The sequence below is a fragment of the Acidovorax sp. SRB_14 genome, from assembly GCF_012932145.1.
Lineage (GTDB): Bacteria > Pseudomonadota > Gammaproteobacteria > Burkholderiales > Burkholderiaceae_C > Simplicispira.
In genome coordinates, this window is record NZ_MWOK01000003.1 from 172,849 (window position 1) to 191,245 (window position 18,397).

An 18,397-nucleotide genomic window follows, 5' to 3' on the forward strand; every position below is an offset into this window, starting at 1 on the left:
ACGACCTCGTCTCGCCTGCGCGAACTGCGTGAGCACACCCGCTCGGCTGCACGGCTGTGCATGCCATGAGCACAATTGCGCCCCCAGGCGGCGTGCCGCTGCTTTCCGTGCGCTCGCTGGCGGTGGAGTTCAAAGTGCCTGGCGGGCGCTTTCGCGCTGTGGACGGGCTGAGCTTTGACGTGCATGCAGGCCGCACGGTCGCCATCGTGGGCGAATCGGGATCGGGCAAGTCGGTCACCTCGCAGGCGATCATGCGCCTGACCGACTATTCGGGCGGAGAGATCGTGGACGGCGAGATCCTATTCCACTCGCCGCGCAGCGGCGTCCAAAACCTGCGCACGGCCAGCGACGACGCCCTGCGCGCGATCCGCGGCAACGAGATTGCGATGATCTTCCAGGAGCCCATGACATCGCTGAACCCGGTGTTCACGATTGGCAACCAGATCGCCGAGTCGCTGATCCTGCACCAGGGCCTGAGCGCGGCGGAGGCGCGCCGACACGCCCACGCCCTGCTGCAGAAGGTGCGCCTGCCCGATGCCGAGCGCTTGCTCGACACCTACCCGCATGCCCTCTCGGGCGGCATGCGCCAGCGCGCCATGATTGCCATGGCGCTGGCCTGCCAGCCGGCGCTGCTGATTGCCGACGAGCCCACGACGGCCCTGGATGTAACCATCCAGGCGCAGATCCTCAACATCATCCGCGAGTTGCAGCGCGATCTGCACACGGCCGTGGTCTTCATCACCCACGACATGGGCGTGGTCGCACAAATGGCCGACGACGTGGTGGTGATGTGGCGCGGCCGCCAGGTCGAACACGGGCCGGTGGCGCAGATCTTCAATGCGCCCCAGCACCCCTACACCCGCGCACTGCTCTCAGCCGTGCCACGGCTCGGTGCGCTGCGCGGACAGCCGTTTCCTAAGCGCATGCCGCTCACGGTGCTGGACGGCGACGCCTTGTGCGAAGTGGGCACCGAGCAGCTGCAGGACACCGTCGACGCCAACGCGCCGCTGCTCACCGTCGACAAGCTCACCACCCGCTTCGACATCGCGCACAACCTGTTCGGCCGGGTCACGCACCGCGTGCACGCGGTGGAGGAGGTCAGCTTCGAGATCTACCCGGGCGAAACCCTGGCGCTGGTGGGCGAGTCGGGCAGCGGCAAGACCACCATCGGCAAGACGCTGCAACAGCTCGTCGCGGCCTCCAGCGGCACCATCCGCTTTGCCGGGCAGGACATTGCGCAACTCGATGCCGCGGGCCGCATGCGGCTGCGCCAGGACATCCAGTACATCTTCCAGGACCCGTTTGCCTCGCTGGACCCGCGCAAGACCGTGGGCTTCAGCATTGCCGAGCCCATCGTCACGCACCGGCTGCTGGCGCGGCCGCAGGACCTGGAGCGGCGCGTTGCCGAGCTGCTCGAGTGCGTGGGCCTCCAACCCGCGCATGCGCACCGCTATCCGCACGAGTTTTCGGGCGGCCAGCGCCAGCGTGTCTGCATTGCCCGCGCGCTGGCCTGCAACCCCAAGCTGGTGATTGCCGACGAGTCGGTGTCGGCGCTCGACGTGTCCATCCAGGCGCAGATCATCGACCTGCTGATGGAATTGCAGGCACAGCGCGGCCTGTCCTACCTGTTCATCACGCACGACATGGCGGTGGTCGAGAAGATCAGCCACCGCGTCGCGGTGATGTACCTGGGACAGATCGTCGAGATGGGCCGGCGCCAGGACATCTTCGAGAACCCCCAGCACCCCTACACGCGCCGGCTGCTGGCGGCCGTGCCCGTGGCGGAGCCGGGCCGCAGCATCGACGCACGGCTGATCGAGGGCGAGATCCCGAGCCCCGTGCGCCGCGTGGGCCAGGAGCCGCAGATCCTGACACTGGTCGAAACCACGCCGGGCCACCGGGTCGCGCAGCCGGCCCTGCTTTCCTAGACACCCTGCCCATTCCCCTTTTTGTGGCTCTGCACCCCGAGAGCCAGTCCTTGCAACCAGGAGACCTCCATGAAGCTGAAAAACTTCTTCGCCACCACCAGCCTGGTGCTTGCCACGCTGGCGGCGCCTTCCACGCATGCGGCCGGAACGCTCACCGTCGCGCTGCACCAGGACCCCGGCAATTGGGACCCGATCGCCACTTTCCTAGTGGCGTGGGGCGCGGTGGGCAGCCAGGTGTTTGACGGCCTGATCATGCGCACGCCCGACATGAAGCTGGTGCCCGGCCTGGCCACCAAGTGGGAATTCCTGGACAAGAACACCAAGCTGCGCTTCACGCTGCGCCAGAACGTGAAATTCCACAACGGCGAGCCTTTCGACGCCGAGGCCGTCAAGTTCACCTTCGACCGCCTGCTGGGCGATGAAGGCAAGAAAGGCCCGCAGCAGTCCAACTACAACGCCATCGACAAGGTGGTGGTGGTCAACGCGAACACGGTCGATTTCATCCTGAAAAACCCCGACCCCGTGCTGCTGACCAAACTGGCCGGCTACGGCGCGATGATCGTTCCGCCCAAGTACATCAAGGAAAAGGGCAGCCAGTACTTCGGCATGAACCCCGTGGGCACCGGTCCGTTCAAGTTCACGGACTACAAGCCCAAGGTGAGCCTCTCGTTCGAGCGCAACGACGCCTATTGGGGCGGCGCGCCCAAGCTGGACCAACTCGTGTACCGCTTCATCAGCGAGCCCGCCACGCAGGCGGCCGAGTTGCAGGCCGGCCGCGTGGACGTGGCCAACCAGATCCCGCTGGCGCTGATCGGCACGATCAACAAGGACAGCAAGCTGTCCGTGGTCAGCATGGACGGGCCCGTGGCCCTCGCGCTGCGCTACAACACCCAGCGCGGCATCATGAAGAACCCCGAGGTGCGCAAGGCGTTGACCATGGCCGTGGACCGCGACGCCATCATCAAGACCATTCTGCTGGGCCAGGCCAAGCCGATCGCCAGCTTCCAGGGCGCGCTGTCGTTTGGCAACGACCCGAACCTCAAACCCTTGCCGTTCAACCCCGCGCAGGCCAAGGCCATGCTGCAAAAGGCCGGGGTCAAGCCCGGCACGCAGATCCAGCTCGACTTCCGCGGCCCCGACAGCAACTTCCGCGAAGTGGCGCAGGCCGTTGCCGGCTACCTCGGTGCCGTGGGCATCACGGTGTCGCTCAAGCCTTACGAAACCAACGTGCTGATCAACGACATCATCCCGAGCGGCAAGACCGGCGAGATGTGGCAGAACCAGTGGGGCGGCTGGACCTTCGACTACGACAACACGGCCTACGCCATGTACTACACCAAGCAGCGCTGGAACCCGTTTGACGACGATCCCAAGCTCAATGCCCTGCTGCACACCCAGCGCAACACCTGGGACCAGGACGCGCGCAAGGCCACGCTGCAAGAGATTGCCCGCTATGTCGCCAGCCAGGCGCTGGAGATGCCGCTCTACAGCCTCAACACCGTCTACGGCGTGAACAAGCGCGCCAAGAACCTCGGCTTGCCGGGCGACGGGCGCTTCCGCTTCGTCGACGCCACCGTCGAATGAACGCTTGAGCCCTCTGCCTTGAAACGACCGATACCATGAGCGGTTTCCTCTTCAAGCGGCTGCTGCAGGCGATCTTCGTAGTGCTGGTGGTGTCGCTGTTCGTCTCATATGCCGTGCGCCTGTCGGGCGATCCGGCCGTCATGCTGAGCCAGGGCGCGGGCAGCGTGACCGAGGAAGACCTGCAGAACATCCGCCAGGGCCTGGGGCTGGACCGGCCCTTCCTGGTGCAGTACGCGGAGTTCGTGCGCGGCGCCGTCACCGGCGACTTCGGCCGCAGCTTCCTGGGCGGTACGCCCGTGAGCCGCCTGATCGGCGACGCGCTGCCCGCCACGCTGGCGCTGGCGCTGGTGTCGCTGCTGGTGTCGGTGGCGGTGTCGGTGCCGCTGGGCGTCCAGGCCGCGGTGCACCAGGGCAAGGGGGTGGACCAGTTCATCCGCATCGTCTCGCTGGTCGGCCTGTCGTTTCCGAACTTCTGGCTGGCCATCATGCTGGTGCTGCTGCTGTCCATCACGTTCCCGCTGCTGCCGCCCTCGGGCTGGGACGGGCCGGCGAGCCTCATCATGCCGGCGCTGACCATGGCCATCATCCTCTCGGCGACCAACGTGCGCCTGGTGCGCACCTCCATGCTCGAGACGCTGTCGGCGCAGTACATCATGGTGGCGCGCAGCAAAGGCCTCAAGGACCGCGTGGTGCTCTACAAGCACGCGCTGCGCAACTGCGCCATTCCGCTCATCACCTACATCGGCCTGCAGTTCGGCAACCTGATCGGCGGCATCGTGGTGGTCGAGAAAGTCTTCAACTGGCCCGGCCTGGGCACGCTGGCCTTCGACGCCATTGCCAGCCGCGACTACCCCGTGCTGCAAGGCACCGTGACGCTCCTGTCGGTCATGATCGTGTCGGCCAACCTGCTGGTCGACATCGCCTATGGCCTGGTCGACCCCCGCATCCGCAGCAAATGAACGCATCCGCCTCCGTCCCTTCGACCCCGCAAGCGCGCACCTTCCAGTGGCGTTCGCTCGAATTCATCCTCGGCGCGGTGCTCACGGGCGCCATGCTGGCGCTGGTGCTGACCTCGGTCTGGATCTTCCCCGACCGTGGCTCGGCCATGGACCTGACCGCGCGCCTCACGGCCCCGTTCACCACCTGGGCGCACCCGCTGGGCACCGACCCGCTGGGCCGCGACGTGCTGGCGCGCGTGCTGGTGGGCGGACGCATCTCGCTGTGGGTGGGCTTTGCCTCCGTGGCGGGGGCTTCGCTCATCGGCATCGCGATCGGCCTGGTGGCGGGCTACTACCGGGGCTTCTGGGACATGTTCCTGATGCGCTGCGTGGACGTGCAGCTGGCCCTGCCCTTCATCCTAGTGGCGCTGACCTTCATCTCCATCCTCGGCGGCGGCCTGGGCAACATCATCCTGTTCATGATCATTTCGCAATGGGTGCAGTACGCGCGCCTGGTGCGCGGCATGGTGCTGTCGGTGCGCGAGCGCGAATATGTGCAGGCGGCGCGCTCGTTCGGTGTGCGCGACCTGGCCATGGTGCGCCACCACATCCTGCCCAACGTGATCGGGCCGGTCATCATCCTGGTCATGCTCAACGTGGCCAACAACATCCTGCTCGAGAGCAGCCTGACCTTCCTCGGCCTGGGTGTGGACCCTCTGATCCCCAGCTGGGGCGGCATGCTGGCCGACGGCCGCACCTACATGCAGACCGCGTGGTGGGTCAGCGTCTTCCCCGGCGTGGCGATCATGCTCACGGTGCTGGGCCTGAACCTGCTCGGCGACTGGCTGCGCGACCGCATCGACCCCACCGGAAAGCTCTGACATGGACACCCCCGTGCTGCTCGACCTGCAGGTGCCGCGCACGCTCGACGCCTGGGTGCGCCAGTTCGAGGCGCCCCCGTGGCGCGGCGCCAGCGTCGAAGGCTGGCTGTTCGAGGGCCCGGACGCGCGCCGTGCGGCCGAGCAGCGCCTGCGGGCAGCCGGCGTGCGGGCGCGCCTGCGCAGCGCCTACAAGCCGCTGGTCCACAGCTTCCTCGAAGACGTAGACTGTGCCCGCCTGGTCGCCGTGCACCTGACCTACCCCGCGCCCGCGCACGCCGCCCCGCGCCGCTTTCTGCTCGAGGCCTACCCGCTCGCCGGCCTGCTGCCGGCCGGCTGCACGCTGCAGTGCACGCCCGGCGGCGAAGACCTGCATTACCAGCTGGACCTTACGTACGGCAGCGGCGAGCGCGTGGAGGCGCGCGTGTTCGCCCCCAACCGCGTGCACACCGACCACCTGGGCAGCACGCAGCTCTCGCCCACCGGCTGGCTGCGCACCGGCGCACCCCAGGGTGGTGGCGCGGCCCTCGACGGCCCCCAGGCCACCGATTGCGAGCAGCTCTTCGACCATGCCGTGCGCACCGTGCAGCAGCACCCATGGCCGGTGCAGGAGCCCTATTTCGAGCGGCTGGACCTGCGCGTGGACCTGCCGGGCATCGAGCTGCCGCTGGCCGTGGACCATGAATGCATCAGCCTGGCCGAGGCGCTGCACGAAGACCTGTATTTCTCGCTGCTCGAAGTGTTCCAGCGCCACTCGGGCCGGGCCGCCAGCGACCGCCGCCTGCAGCCCGGCCAGATCGTGCCCGACGTGCGCCACGGCGCGCCCGCCGTGCGCATTGCGCTGCAGCCGTTCGCGGCGCAGGCGCAGGACCGGCTGGGCCCGCCGCCCGAGCCACTGCCGGGCACGCCGCTGGAGCGGCTGGCGCACCCGGCGCACCCGCAGCGGATCGCTGCCGAGATGGCGCGGCTGCCGGGCCTGCGCTTTGCCGCGGCCTCGCGCCAGGGCCGCGCGGTGCTCGGCCTGTACCACCGCGGCCCGGGCGCTGCCGTGTTCATCAGCGGCGGCCAGCACGCCAACGAAACCTCGGGCGTGGTCGGTGCGCTGCGCGCGGCGCAGCAGCTGCAGTCCCCAGGCAGCGCGAACTTTGCGCTGATCGCGCTCGAAAACCCCGACGGCTACGCGCTGCACCGCGAGCTGTGCGTGCAGCACCCGCGGCACATGCAGCATGCGGCGCGCTACAGCGCGCTGGGCGACGACATCGAATACCGCGAGCAGGCGCCGCTGTACGAGCGCGCTGCGCGCGAGCAGGCACTGGCGCTGTCGGGCGCGCAGCTCCATGTCAACCTGCATGGCTACCCGGCCCATGAATGGACGCGGCCGCTCACCGGCTATGTGCCGCGCGGCTTTGGCCTGTGGACGATTCCCAAGGGTTTCTTTCTGATCCTGCGCCACCGGCCGGGCTGGCAGGCCGAGGGGCGCGCCCTGCTCGAACAGGTCTGCGCCGCCTTGGCCCGGGTGCCGGGCCTGTCCGCCTACAACGCGCGGCAGATGGCGCTGTACGCGCAGCATGCGGGCGAGCTGCCGTTCGAGCAGATCCAGGGATTTGCCTGCACGCAGAGCGAAAACCCGCTGCCCGGGCCGCCGGTCACGCTGATCACCGAGTTTCCCGACGAGACCGTGGCGGACGGCGATTTCCGTTTTGCGCACACCGTGCAGTGCGCGGCCGTGCTGGCCGCCGTGCAGGCCTGGCAGGGCCTGGCGCGGCCTGCGGCGGGCTGACAGGCCGGCGCAAAACTATCAAAAACATAGCTGCTGGCGCTTGCTGCACAAGCGCCAGAGCCCTATTTCACTGAAATTCCTGCGTGCAGCTGCGTTCAGCGCAGCGCGGGCGCGCGCTGCAGCGTTTGCAGCGCACCGGCACCGACGGCGGCGCCAAAGCGCTTGGCCAGGCGCTCGGCGACGTTGTCGCGGCGCGTGTAGTCGATGACGTCTTCGGCCTTCACGACCTCGCGGGCCACATAGTCGAGGCTGCCCAGCCGGTCCGCCAGCCCCATGTCGACCGCCTGCTGGCCGGTCCAGAACAGGCCGCTGAAGGTCTCGGGCGTGGGCTTGAGCCGCTCGCCGCGGCCGGCCTTGACGGCGGCAATGAACTGCGCGTGGATCTGGTCGAGCATGGCCTGCGCGTACTCGCGCTGCCTTTCGGTCTGCGGGCTGAACGGGTCGAGGAAGCCCTTGTTCTCGCCCGCGGTCAACAGGCGCCGCTCCACGCCCAGCTTTTCCATGGTGCCGGTGAAACCGAAGCCGTCCATGAGCACGCCGATGCTGCCGACAATGCTGGCCTTGTCGACAAAGATGTCGTCGGCCGCCGCTGCGATGTAGTAGGCAGCCGAGGCACAGGTTTCTTCCACCACGGCATACAGCGGCTTCTTGTGCTTGGCCTTGAGGCGCACGATCTCGTCGTAGATGATGCCGGCCTGCACCGGGCTGCCGCCCGGCGAGTTGATCAGCAGCACCACGGCCTTCGAGCCGTCGTCCTCGAAGGCGCTGCGCATGGAAGCGATGACGAATTCGGCGCTGGCCTCGGCGCCGGCGGAAATTTCGCCCTTGATGTCGACCACCGCCGTGTGCGGGCCGCTCTTGGCCGCCGTGGCCATGTCGCGCGACAGGAAGGCCCAGGCGATGAAGACGAAAAACGCCAGCCAGGCCAGGCGCGTGAAGGTGCGCCAGCGGCGCGCCGCGCGCTGCTCGGCCAGCGTGGCCAGGGCCAGCTTTTCGAGCACGCCGCGCTCCCAACCCGGCGCCCCGGGCTCGACTTTAGCTCCTGAAACAGGAGCTGCTTGCGCCCACAGGTCGGGCATTTCAGGCGGATTTTTATCGGATCCGCTGGAGGTGGGCTCGGTCATATCAGAAGAGGACGGGTTGGAGGTTGTAAGCAGTATGCCAGTGCACCACGCCGCCGTGCTCCGACAGTGTGATCTTCACCAGAGCGCCCCGGCAGGGGCCGCCGGCGCAGGCGCCGGTGTCTGGCGCATAGGCCGCGCCGTGCGTGGCGCACAGCAGCCAGCGGCCGCTGTCGTCGAACACGCGGTTGGGCTGGTAGTCCATCTCCATGGCCACGTGGGTGCAGCGGTTCAGGTAGGCCTGGGGCTGCCCCTGAAAGCGGATGGCGAAGGCCCGGCAGGTCTGGCCGGCGTAGCACACGTCGAACGGCACGGCCAGCCCGCCGTCCACCAGGTCGCGGCTGTGGCAGAGGGCCACGGCGTGGTCGTCAGGGGCAGTCATGATGGACAGCGTCCGCCAAGAGGGTCAGGCTTCGCGCCGCAGCCAGTCGTGCAGCTCGGCCACCGACGCGGCAACGGCCAGCGGCTGCAGCGCGGCAAAGCCCTCGGTCGTGTGCGCGCCATAGGCCACGCCCACGCTGGCGCAGCCGGCGTTCAAGGCCATCTGCAGGTCGTGCGTGGTGTCGCCGATCATCAGCGTGCGCTGCGCCGGCACGCCGAACTCGGCCATCAGCTCCTGCAGCATTAGCGGGTGCGGCTTGCCGGCGGTCTCGTCGGCGGTGCGCGAGCCGTCGAACACGCCGCGCAGCGCCGCGCTGTGCAGCGCCTCGTCGAGGCCGCGCCGGCTCTTGCCGGTGGCCACGGCGAGCAGGTGGCCGCGCGCGCGCAGGTCGGCCAGCAAGGGCAGCACGCCGCCAAACAGGCTGATGTCGTCCTGGTGGCGCAGGTAGTGGTAGCGGTAGCGGTTGCCGAGCTCGGCGTATTTTTCGGGCGGCACGTCGGGCGCCGCATGGGCCAGCGCCTGCGTGAGCGCCATGCCGATCACGTAGGCAGCGGCCTCGTCGGTGGGCACGGTGCCGCCCACGTCGCGCACCGCGGCCTGGATGCAGCGCACGATGATGGACGTGGAATCGAACAGCGTGCCGTCCCAGTCGAAGGCAATCAGGTCAAAGCGGCGGGGTCGGACAAGGGTCATGGCACAGGGGCGAAGGCGGCCAGTTCGGGGGGCAATTCGGCGCGCAGCTCGGTGCGCGCGCCACTGGCGGGGTGGGTGAACTGCAGGCGCCAGGCATGCAGGAACATGCGCTTGAGGCCCGATTTTTGCAGGCGCTTGTTGAGATCGAAGTCCCCGTACTTGTCGTCGCCCGCAATCGGGTGGCCGCTGCTGGCCAGGTGCACGCGGATCTGGTGCGTGCGCCCGGTCTTGATCGTGACTTCGAGCAGGCTCATCGCGGGCAGGCCCTGCAACGGCACGGCCGGGGCGGTGGCGCGCACCTTGACCAGGGTGATGGAGCGCATGCCATCGGGATCGCCCTCCGTGGTCACGCGCACGCGGCGTTCGCCATCGGGCTGCAGGTACTTGTGCAGCGGCGTATCGATGACCTTCTTGTTCGCGGGCCACCTGCCGGTGACCAATGCCAGGTAGGTCTTGCCGGTCTCGCGTTCGCGGAACTGGTCCTGCAGGTGCGTGAGTGCGCTGCGCTTCTTGGCCACCAGCAGGATGCCCGAGGTTTCGCGGTCGAGCCGGTGCACCAGCTCCAGGAACTTGGATTGGGGCCGCGCCTGGCGCAGCTGCTCGATCACGCCAAAGCTCACGCCGCTGCCGCCGTGCACGGCCACGCCGGCGGGCTTGTCGAGCGCGATCAGGTGCTCGTCCTCGAGCAGGATGGGAAACTCGCGCGCCGGCGCCGGGTGCGCGGCCTTGTCGGCCATTTTCTCGGACACCCGCACCGGCGGCAAGCGCACCTGGTCGCCGCCCTGCACGCGCGTGTCGGCGCTGGCGCGGCCCTTGTTGATGCGCACCTCTCCGCTGCGGATGATGCGGTAGACATGGGTCTTGGGCACGCCCTTGAGCTGGCGGAGGAGGAAGTTGTCGAGCCGCTGGCCGCTCGATTCGGCATCGACCTCGACCATGCGGGCCGACGGTGGCGCGGCGGGTGCGCCGGGCCCCTGGACCCGGTGTGGTGGCGGTTTGGCCCCTATAATGTGTTTCACCTGCGCAGCGTTTTGTAAGTGGTTGATTTGTCTGGAGTTTAGTCCACACGGCCATTTCCCCGCGCGCAGGCAGGTCGATGCCAGCGGGCGTCGTGCACGCAAAGATGCAGGCCAGTTGCCTGCTTTGGCCTGCATGCCGCGCGGCAGGCTGACGCAATTGAAACACTGATATGGAATACCCCAGCTGGCAGTCCACCCCTTGCGGGCCGCGACTGCCGGCGGATCGAAGCGAACATGTTGATGCTGGTGATGATGGTCCAATCCCTGGGGCGGCGGCGCTGGCTTCCGCTATGGGCATTGAAAATCACGCCAACGCTCATCCTGCCTGCGCAATCAGCTATTCATTTAATAGCAAAAATGCACTCCCCCAGGCTCGCCCCCATCCACGCGCCCTTGCCACCCCCGCAGAGCTAAAGCCCTGCGGCACCTGGCATACCCGGCAATTCCCTTCGTTTCACAGCGTCAGTCCAGGCATTGTGGGCTCCTCGCGAGCCTGTTGTTTGTTTGGAATCACGGGCCGCAGCCCGGCAGCCAGAGTGCTGCGGCGCTGCCGACCCAGCACATAAAAGGAAACGCATCATGAAGCGGATGCTGATCAACGCCACGCAGCCCGAAGAACGCCGCTTGGCCATTGTCGACGGGCAAAAGCTGCTCGACTACGAAATCGAAATCGAAGGGCGCGAACAGCGCAAGGGCAACATCTACAAGGCCGTCGTCACGCGCGTCGAGCCCTCGCTGGAAGCCTGCTTCGTCGACTACGGCGAAGACCGCCACGGTTTTCTGCCGTTCAAGGAAATCTCCAAGCAGTACTTCTCCCCCGGTGTCTCGCCCAGCCAGGCGCGCATCAACGACGTGATCCGCGAAGGCCAGGAGCTGCTGATCCAGGTCGAAAAAGAAGAGCGCGGCAACAAGGGCGCGGCCCTGACCACCTTCATCTCGCTGGCCGGCCGCTACGTCGTGCTGATGCCCAACAACCCGCGCGGCGGTGGCGTGAGCCGCCGCATCGAGGGCGAGGACCGTGCCGAGCTCAAAGAGAACATGGACCAGTTGGAATACCCCAACGGCATGAGCATCATCGCGCGCACCGCCGGCATCGGCCGCAGCGCGCCCGAGCTGCAGTGGGACCTGAACTACCTGCTGAAATTGTGGAACGCCATCGACGGCGCCGCCAAAGGCGGCAAGGGCGCGTTCCTGATCTACCAGGAATCGAGCCTGGTGATCCGCGCGATCCGCGACTACTTCAACAACGACATCGGTGACATCCTCATCGACACCGACGACATCTACGAGCAGGCGCAGCAGTTCATGGCGCACGTCATGCCCGAGCATGCCGCCCGCGTGAAGCGCTACCGCGACGACGCTGCGCTGTTCAGCCGCTTCCAGATCGAGCATCAGATCGAGTCGGCCTATGCCCGCACCGTGCAGCTGCCCTCGGGCGGCGCCATCGTGATCGACCACACCGAAGCGCTGGTCAGCGTGGACGTGAACTCGGCGCGCGCCATCAAGGGCGGCGACATCGAGGAAACCGCGACGCGCACCAACCTTGAAGCCGCCGACGAAGTGGCGCGCCAGATGCGCCTGCGCGACCTGGGCGGCCTGATCGTGATCGACTTCATCGACATGGAAGAGTCTAAGAACCGCCGCGAAGTGGAAAACCGCCTGCGCGACGCGCTGCGCCAGGACCGCGCCCGCGTGCAGTTCGGCACCATCAGCAAGTTCGGCCTCATGGAAATGAGCCGCCAGCGCCTCAAGCCTGCCCTCTCCGAAGGCTCGTCCATCCCCTGCCCGCGCTGCGGCGGCTCGGGCCACATCCGCGACACCGAATCGTCGGCGCTGCAGATCCTGCGCATCATTCAAGAAGAATCGATGAAGGACAACACGGCCGCCGTGCACTGCCAGGTGCCGGTGGAAGTGGCTTCGTTCCTGCTCAACGAAAAGCGCCCCGAAATCGCCAAGATCGAGCTCAAGCAGCGCGTCACCGTGCTGATGGTGCCCAGCAAGGCGCTGGAGACGCCGAACTACAAGCTCGAGCGCCTCAAGCACGACGACCCGCGCCTGGACCACATCGAGGCCAGCTACACGCTCGCCGACCAGGTGGAAGATCCCACGGCCGTGACGCGCCGCTCGCAGGAGCCTACCAACAAGCAGACGCCCGTGATCAAGGGCGTGCTGCCCGACGCGCCCGCACCGCAGGCCGCGCCGCGCGCCGAAGGCGAAGTGCGTGCCCCACGCCACGCGCCCAGGGCGGCGGCTCCTGCCGCCGCGCCCGCAGCGCCGGTGCGTGCACCGCACGTGCCGCAGGAGCAGGGCTTCTTTGCCTGGCTCAAGAGCCTGTTCGGCTTTGGCGGCGCACCCGCGCCTGGGGTCTCCCCTGCGCCTGCCGCAGCGCCCGCACCGGCCACTTCCGAGGCACCCCAGCGCGAACCCCGCCGTGACGGGCGCGGCGGCGAAGGCCGAGGCCGCCGCAGCGGTGGCCGTGACGGCAACCGCGAAGGCGGCCGCGACGGGCAGCGTGACAGCGCCCGCGAAGGCAGCGCCGACGGCCGCGGCCGCCGCAGTGAACGCAGCGGCGAAGGCCGGAGCGCCGAAGGTCGCAACGCCGAGCCCCGCGCTCCACGCGAAGGCGGACGCGACGTCCGGGGCCGCGAACGCAGCGCCAACGACCTGCAAAACGGCCAGGCACCGGAGCAGGCCCACAGCGATGCGGCCGGCCAGGAGCCCCGCAGCGACGCCCGCACCGACCGCGGCCCCCGCCGCGAACGCGGTGACGGCAGCGCCGCCAATGGCGCTGGCAACGGCCGCCGCGAACGTGGTGAACGTGCGCCGCGCGGAGAAGTCCGCGATGGCCGCGATGGCCGCGATGGCCGCGAGCGTCCAGCCCCCGCGCCCGAAGCGCAGCATGCCGCCGCCGACTTTGCCGAGACCGCGCCGCTGACGGCATTGCCCGACCTGGACCTGTCTCTGGACACCCCCGCGACCGCAGCGCCTGCCGCCGCGCCCGAGGGCGAGGAGCGCCCCCGCCGCTCGCGCGACCGCTACGGCCGCGACCGCCGCGAACGTGGTGAACGTGGTGAACGTGCCGAGCGCGGTGAGCGCAGCGAACAGCGCGCCGACGCACCGGCGGCCGCCGACAGCATGCCGGCCGCAGCGGTGGGCATCGACGCCGCAGACGACCAGGCCACGGCCCCTGCCGAGCCGCCACGCCGCAGCTACTTTGCGCCGGCCCCGGCCGCTGTACCGGCCGCGCCTCAGCCCGTGGTGGCGCCCGAAGCCGCGCCCGTGCCAGCACCCGCCGCTGTAGTGGCGGCGCCATCCCCGGCCGCTCTCGCTGCCGTGGCAGCGCCCGTGGTGCCCGCCGCCGCGGCCCCGGTGGCCCCTGCATTGGCCGCTCCCGCAGCGCAACCGGCCCCGGTGGCCGCAGCGGTCCCGGCCGAGGCGGCCGTGGCACCGGTGCAGGACTTTGTCCTGCCCGTGGAACAGCTGCACCAGGTGGCGCAGGGCTCGGGTCTGCAGTGGGTCAACTCCGACGCCGACAAGATCGCTGCCGTGCAGGCTGCTATCGCCGCCGAGCCGCGCCCCATCCATGTGCCGCGCGAACGCGCACCGGCCGTGCAGCCCGACGAGGGACCGCTGGTGCTGGTGGAAACACGCCGCGACCTGAGCGCAATGGAGCTGCCCTTCGAGCAATCGAACAAGCCCTGAGACCCCTAGCCTTGGCCCCTGTCCAAGGCCTTGTCGATAATGGCCGGCGCCTCGCGCCGGCCATTTTTCATTCACGACCGAGATTGATGGACTCCACGCCCGCCATGCTGTTGCTGCTCTCTCCCGCCAAATCCCTGGACTACGACACGCCACTGCCCCAAGGCCTGGGCCATACGCTGCCGCAGTTCATCCCCGAGGCCGCCGCCCTCATCGAAGTGCTGCGCCAGAAGGCGCCGCAGGATATCGCCACGCTGATGAAAATCAGCGACCCGCTGGCCGCGCTGAATGTGGCGCGCTACCAAGCCTGGACGCCCGAATTTTCGGCCCGCAACGCGCGCCAAGCCGTGCTGGCATTCAACGGCGACGTGTACGAGGGCCTGCAGGCGCAGACGCTGGGCCGTGCCGACCTGGCATGGGCGCAGCAGCATGTCGCCATCTTGAGCGGCCTGTACGGCGTGCTGCGGCCGCTCGACTGGATGCAGCCCTACCGGCTGGAGATGGGCACGCGCCTGGCCACGGCGGCAGGGGCCAACCTCTACCAGTTCTGGGGCACGCAGATTGCCGAGCACCTGAACGCCCGACTGCAGGAGGCGGCGCACCCCTGGCTGCTCAACCTGGCATCGCAGGAATACTTCAAGGCCGTGGACCGCAAGGCGCTGCAGGCCCGTGTCATCGAATGCGTGTTCGAAGACTGGAAAGGCAGCGGCTACAAGATCATCAGCTTCTACGCCAAGCGCGCACGCGGCCTGATGGCGCGCTACGCGATCGAACAGCGCATCCAGCGGCCGCGCCAGCTCGAAGCCTTCGATGCCGAAGGCTATGCCTTCGACGCCAGCGCCTCCGCGCCCGACCGGCTCGTCTTCCGGCGCCGGGGGGCTTGAAACCTGTTCAAAATAGCGCCATGGCACACCGCAACCGCCCCAGCGCCGGCCGCAGCCGCCCGGCCTCCACCCGCAGCACCGCGCCCGCCGTCACCCCCGCGCTGCGCGAATGGATCATTGCCCAGGCCCAGGCCAACGTCGCCGCGCCCGCCTTGCTGCAGTCCATGCAGGACGCGGGCTGGGCCGAAGACGTGGCCATGGAGGCGCTCGAATCCACCCTGCGCGAGCACCTCAGCGGCGTCGCCGAGCAGCAGGGCCTGCCGCCCGTGGTGCCGGTGCCCGAGCCCACGCTGCAGACCTCGCCTGCGCGCATCAACGTGGGCGACCGCCAGGTCGACGTGCTGGTGTCGCTGGCGCTGCCGCGCCTGGTGGTGTTTGCCAACCTGCTGTCGGCCGAGGAATGCGAGGCGCTGATCGATGCGGCACGCCCGCGCATGGCGCGTTCTCTCACGGTGGCCACGCGCACCGGCGGCGAAGAGGTCAACGGCGACCGCACCAGCCGCGGCATGTTCTTTCCGCGGGGCGACACCGCCGTGGTGCGCACGCTCGAAGCGCGCATTGCCAAGCTCGTGCACTGGCCCGTCGAAAACGGTGAAGGCCTGCAGGTGCTGCATTACCCCCCTGGCGCCGAATACAAGCCGCATTACGACTACTTCGATCCGACCGAGCCAGGCACGCCGACCCTGCTGCGCCGCGGCGGCCAGCGCGTGGCGACGCTGCTGGTCTACCTCAACACCCCGACCGAAGGCGGTGGCACCACCTTCCCGCACGCGCACATGGAGGTGGCGGCGCAGCGCGGCAATGCGGTGTTTTTCAGCTACGAGCGCCCACACCCCGACACGCGCACACTGCATGGCGGCGCCCCCGTGCTGAGCGGCGAGAAGTGGATCGCCACCAAATGGCTGCGCGAGCGCGAATTCAACTAAAACAGCCTCCAGCCCTTGCCCTGCAAGCGCCTGAAGCTACCATTTACATAGCATCAAAGAGCAAGCCATGGACACGCCAGAACACTCCCCGCTGGGCAAGGCATCGGCCTATGCGGACCAGTACGACGCCACACTGCTGTTTCCCATTCCCCGCGCCGGCAAGCGCGCCGAGCTCGGCATCGACGGCGCGCCGCCGTTTTTCGGCGCCGACCTGTGGACCGCGTTCGAGCTGTCGTGGCTCAACCTGCGCGGCAAGCCGCAGGTGGCGCTGGCGCACATCACCGTGCCGTGCGAGACACCGAACATCGTCGAGAGCAAGTCGTTCAAGCTCTACCTCAACAGCTTCAACAACACGCGCTTTGCCGATGCCGCCGAAGTGCAGGCGCGCATCCGCGCCGACGTGAGCGAGGCCGCCTGGCGCGGCGCCGCGCACCCGGCGACGGTGGGCGTCAAGCTGCTGCTGCCCGAAGCGTTTGACCGCGAGCCGGTGCACGAACTCGACGGCCTGAACCTCGACCGGCTCGACATCGAATGCACGCGGTACGAACCGGCGCCCGAACTGCTGACGGCGCAGTTCGACGAAGCGCCGGTCAGCGAAGTGCTGGTCAGCCACCTGCTCAAGAGCAACTGCCTGGTCACCGGCCAGCCCGACTGGGGCAGCGTGCAAATCCGCTACAGCGGCCCGCAGATCGACCAGGAGCGCCTGCTGCAGTACCTGGTGAGTTTCCGCAACCACAACGAGTTCCACGAGCAGTGCGTGGAGCGCATCTTCATGGACGTCTGGACGCGCTGCCGGCCCATCAAGCTGGCCGTGTACGCGCGCTACACGCGCCGCGGCGGGCTCGACATCAACCCGCTGCGCACCAGCCACCCGCAGCAGCTGCCGGCGAACACGCGCACCGCGCGGCAGTAAACCACGGGCCCGGCGCGCGTGCCGGAATCAGGCCATGTGAAAGACCTGCACCGAGCGCGACAGGGCCGTCGAGTTGCCCTGCAGCACGTCGGCCGAGGCCGCCGTCTGCTCGACCAGGGCTGCGTTCTGCTGGGTCATGGTCTCCAGGTGGGTCACGGCCTCGTTGGCCTGGCCGATGCCGATCGACTGCTCGGTCGTGGCATGGCTGATGTGGCGCACCAGCTCGCTCACGCGCGAGACCGACGCCACCACCTCGGCAATGGTCTGGCCGGCCTCGGCCATCTGGCGCGAGCCCTCGGCCACCTGCGTGACCGAGGTGCCGATCAGCGCGCGGATCTCCTTGGCGGCACTGGCGCTGCGCTGCGCCAGGCCGCGCACTTCGCCCGCCACCACGGCAAAGCCGCGGCCCTGCTCGCCCGCGCGCGCGGCCTCCACGGCCGCGTTGAGCGCCAGCAGGTTGGTCTGGAACGCAATGCCCTCGATCACCGAGATGATCTCGCTGACCTGGCGCGACGACTGCTCGATGGCCTGCATGGCCTGGCCGACCTGCTGCACGGCGTGGCCGCCGCGGCGCGCCACCTCGGCGCTTTGCGCGCTGTCGCCCGAGACCTGGGCCGCCGTGTCGGCCGTCTGGCGCACCGTGCCCGAGAGCTCCTCCATGGCCGCGGCCGTCTGCTCCAGGCTGCTCGCCTGGGCCTCGGTGCGCGCGCGCAGGTCGTTCCCGCCCTGAGCAATTTCCGCGGTCGAGCGCATGAAACCGGCGATTTCGGCGCGCACATCGCCCACCACGGCGCGCAGGTTGACCTGGATCTGCTGCAGGTTGCGCGCCAGCCCGTCCATCGACGGTGCGAACTGGCCGACGTCAAAGGACGTGCTCAGGTTGCACGCGGCGATGTCGCAGGCGAAGCGCTCGGCCGCCTGCAGGCCTTGCACCATGCGCGCATGGAACCAGGCCAGCACGGCCAGCTGGCCCGCCAGCAGCAGCGCCAGCGCCGCGCCCCAGGCCAGGGGCGCGGGCAGGTCCAGCGCGTGCGGCAGCATGCCCAGGCCCACCACACCCAACAGCATCAGGCCCAGCGTGTACGTGGCCGAGAACCCGCCCAGGCGCTGCAGCACGCCGCGCAGGCCCGGGTGGTGCACGCGCCCGCCCACCAGGCGCACGCCCTTGCGCTGCTCGGCCGCATTGCGGCGCAACAGCGCGTACAAGGCCTCGGCCTCGCGCACCTGTTCGCGCGTGGGCTTGGTGCGCACCGACATGTAGCCGCGCGGCTTGCCCCCTTCCATGATGGGCGTGACATTGGCCTGCACCCAGTAAAAGCCACCGTCCTTGCGCCGGTTCTTCACCAACCCGGTCCAGGCCCGGCCGCGGCCGATGGTGGACCACAGGTCCTTGTAGGCCTGCGGCGGCATGTCGGGGTGGCGGATCAGGTTGTGCGGCTGGCCGATGAGTTCGTGGTGCGCAAAGCCGCTGGCATCGGTGAAGGCGGCATTGCAGTGGGTGATGCGGCCCTGGGTGTCGGTGGTGGACACCAGCATGCTCTCCGCCGGAAAGTCGTATTCATCGGATGTCACGGGCAAATTGACGCGCATGCGGGGGGCTTCCTCTGTAAATGAAAAAGTCCCCGCCAGCGGGGACAACCCTCCACTTTACT

The 18,397-nt window shown here is 68.6% G+C and carries 14 protein-coding genes; 9 read left to right on the forward strand and 5 right to left on the reverse strand.

The annotated features are described in order from the left end of the window. Nucleotides 1-65: 65 nt before the first annotated feature. The 5 genes from B2J86_RS03920 (at nt 66) to B2J86_RS03940 (ending at nt 7,108) form a co-directional block, all read left to right on the forward strand. Complete coding sequence (locus tag B2J86_RS03920) at nt 66-1,928, forward strand: ABC transporter ATP-binding protein (protein WP_173024761.1); 1,863 nt, start codon at nt 66-68, stop codon at nt 1,926-1,928. Between the two features lie 69 nt (nt 1,929-1,997). Continuing rightward, complete coding sequence (locus tag B2J86_RS03925; protein WP_169167759.1) at nt 1,998-3,512, forward strand: ABC transporter substrate-binding protein; 1,515 nt, start codon at nt 1,998-2,000, stop codon at nt 3,510-3,512. A 35-nt stretch (nt 3,513-3,547) separates the two neighbouring features. Then, entirely contained in the window at nt 3,548-4,471 is a 924-nt protein-coding gene (locus B2J86_RS03930; RefSeq protein ID WP_173024762.1) for an ABC transporter permease, read from the forward strand. Then, nucleotides 4,468-5,331, forward strand: a complete 864-nt coding sequence (locus tag B2J86_RS03935) for an ABC transporter permease (RefSeq protein ID WP_173024763.1) — start codon at nt 4,468-4,470, stop codon at nt 5,329-5,331. Before B2J86_RS03930 ends, B2J86_RS03935 begins: the two co-directional genes overlap by 4 nt. Nucleotide 5,332: 1 nt before the next feature. Further along, on the forward strand, nt 5,333-7,108 hold the full coding sequence (locus B2J86_RS03940) for a peptidase M14 (RefSeq protein WP_173024764.1): 1,776 nt from the start codon (nt 5,333-5,335) through the stop codon (nt 7,106-7,108). A 95-nt stretch (nt 7,109-7,203) separates the two neighbouring features. Here the strand turns inward: B2J86_RS03940 and B2J86_RS03945 are convergent, their stop codons facing one another. From B2J86_RS03945 to B2J86_RS03960, 4 genes are read right to left on the reverse strand one after another with little or no spacing between them, the layout of a single operon-like run. Further along, the gene (locus B2J86_RS03945; protein WP_169167763.1) at nt 7,204-8,232 is read right to left on the reverse strand and encodes a S49 family peptidase; all 1,029 of its coding nucleotides are present in this window, start codon (nt 8,230-8,232) and stop codon (nt 7,204-7,206) included. A 1-nt stretch (nt 8,233) separates the two neighbouring features. Continuing rightward, complete coding sequence (locus B2J86_RS03950) at nt 8,234-8,611, reverse strand: Rieske 2Fe-2S domain-containing protein (protein WP_169167764.1); 378 nt, start codon at nt 8,609-8,611, stop codon at nt 8,234-8,236. A gap of 24 nt (nt 8,612-8,635) precedes the next feature. Continuing rightward, on the reverse strand, nt 8,636-9,304 hold the full coding sequence (locus B2J86_RS03955) for an HAD family hydrolase (RefSeq protein ID WP_169167765.1): 669 nt from the start codon (nt 9,302-9,304) through the stop codon (nt 8,636-8,638). Beyond that, on the reverse strand, nt 9,301-10,323 hold the full coding sequence (locus B2J86_RS03960) for an RluA family pseudouridine synthase (protein ID WP_371736110.1): 1,023 nt from the start codon (nt 10,321-10,323) through the stop codon (nt 9,301-9,303). Before B2J86_RS03960 ends, B2J86_RS03955 begins: the two co-directional genes overlap by 4 nt. 579 nt (nt 10,324-10,902) lie before the next feature. Between B2J86_RS03960 and B2J86_RS03965 the strand changes: the two genes are divergently transcribed. From B2J86_RS03965 to queF, 4 genes are all read left to right on the forward strand, one after another. After that, nucleotides 10,903-14,025, forward strand: coding sequence for an Rne/Rng family ribonuclease (locus B2J86_RS03965; protein WP_173024766.1), 3,123 nt, complete (start codon nt 10,903-10,905; stop codon nt 14,023-14,025). A gap of 104 nt (nt 14,026-14,129) precedes the next feature. Next, entirely contained in the window at nt 14,130-14,906 is a 777-nt protein-coding gene (yaaA, locus tag B2J86_RS03970) for a peroxide stress protein YaaA (protein WP_169635407.1), read from the forward strand. A gap of 20 nt (nt 14,907-14,926) precedes the next feature. Continuing rightward, nucleotides 14,927-15,832, forward strand: coding sequence for a 2OG-Fe(II) oxygenase (locus B2J86_RS03975; RefSeq protein ID WP_169635381.1), 906 nt, complete (start codon nt 14,927-14,929; stop codon nt 15,830-15,832). 67 nt (nt 15,833-15,899) lie between these two features. Continuing rightward, the gene (gene queF, locus B2J86_RS03980; protein WP_169170105.1) at nt 15,900-16,745 is read left to right on the forward strand and encodes an NADPH-dependent 7-cyano-7-deazaguanine reductase QueF; all 846 of its coding nucleotides are present in this window, start codon (nt 15,900-15,902) and stop codon (nt 16,743-16,745) included. Nucleotides 16,746-16,772: 27 nt separating this feature from the next. Here queF and B2J86_RS03985 read toward each other — a convergent pair whose 3' ends face one another. Beyond that, entirely contained in the window at nt 16,773-18,335 is a 1,563-nt protein-coding gene (locus B2J86_RS03985; protein WP_173024767.1) for a PAS domain-containing methyl-accepting chemotaxis protein, read from the reverse strand. Nucleotides 18,336-18,397 lie beyond the last annotated feature (62 nt).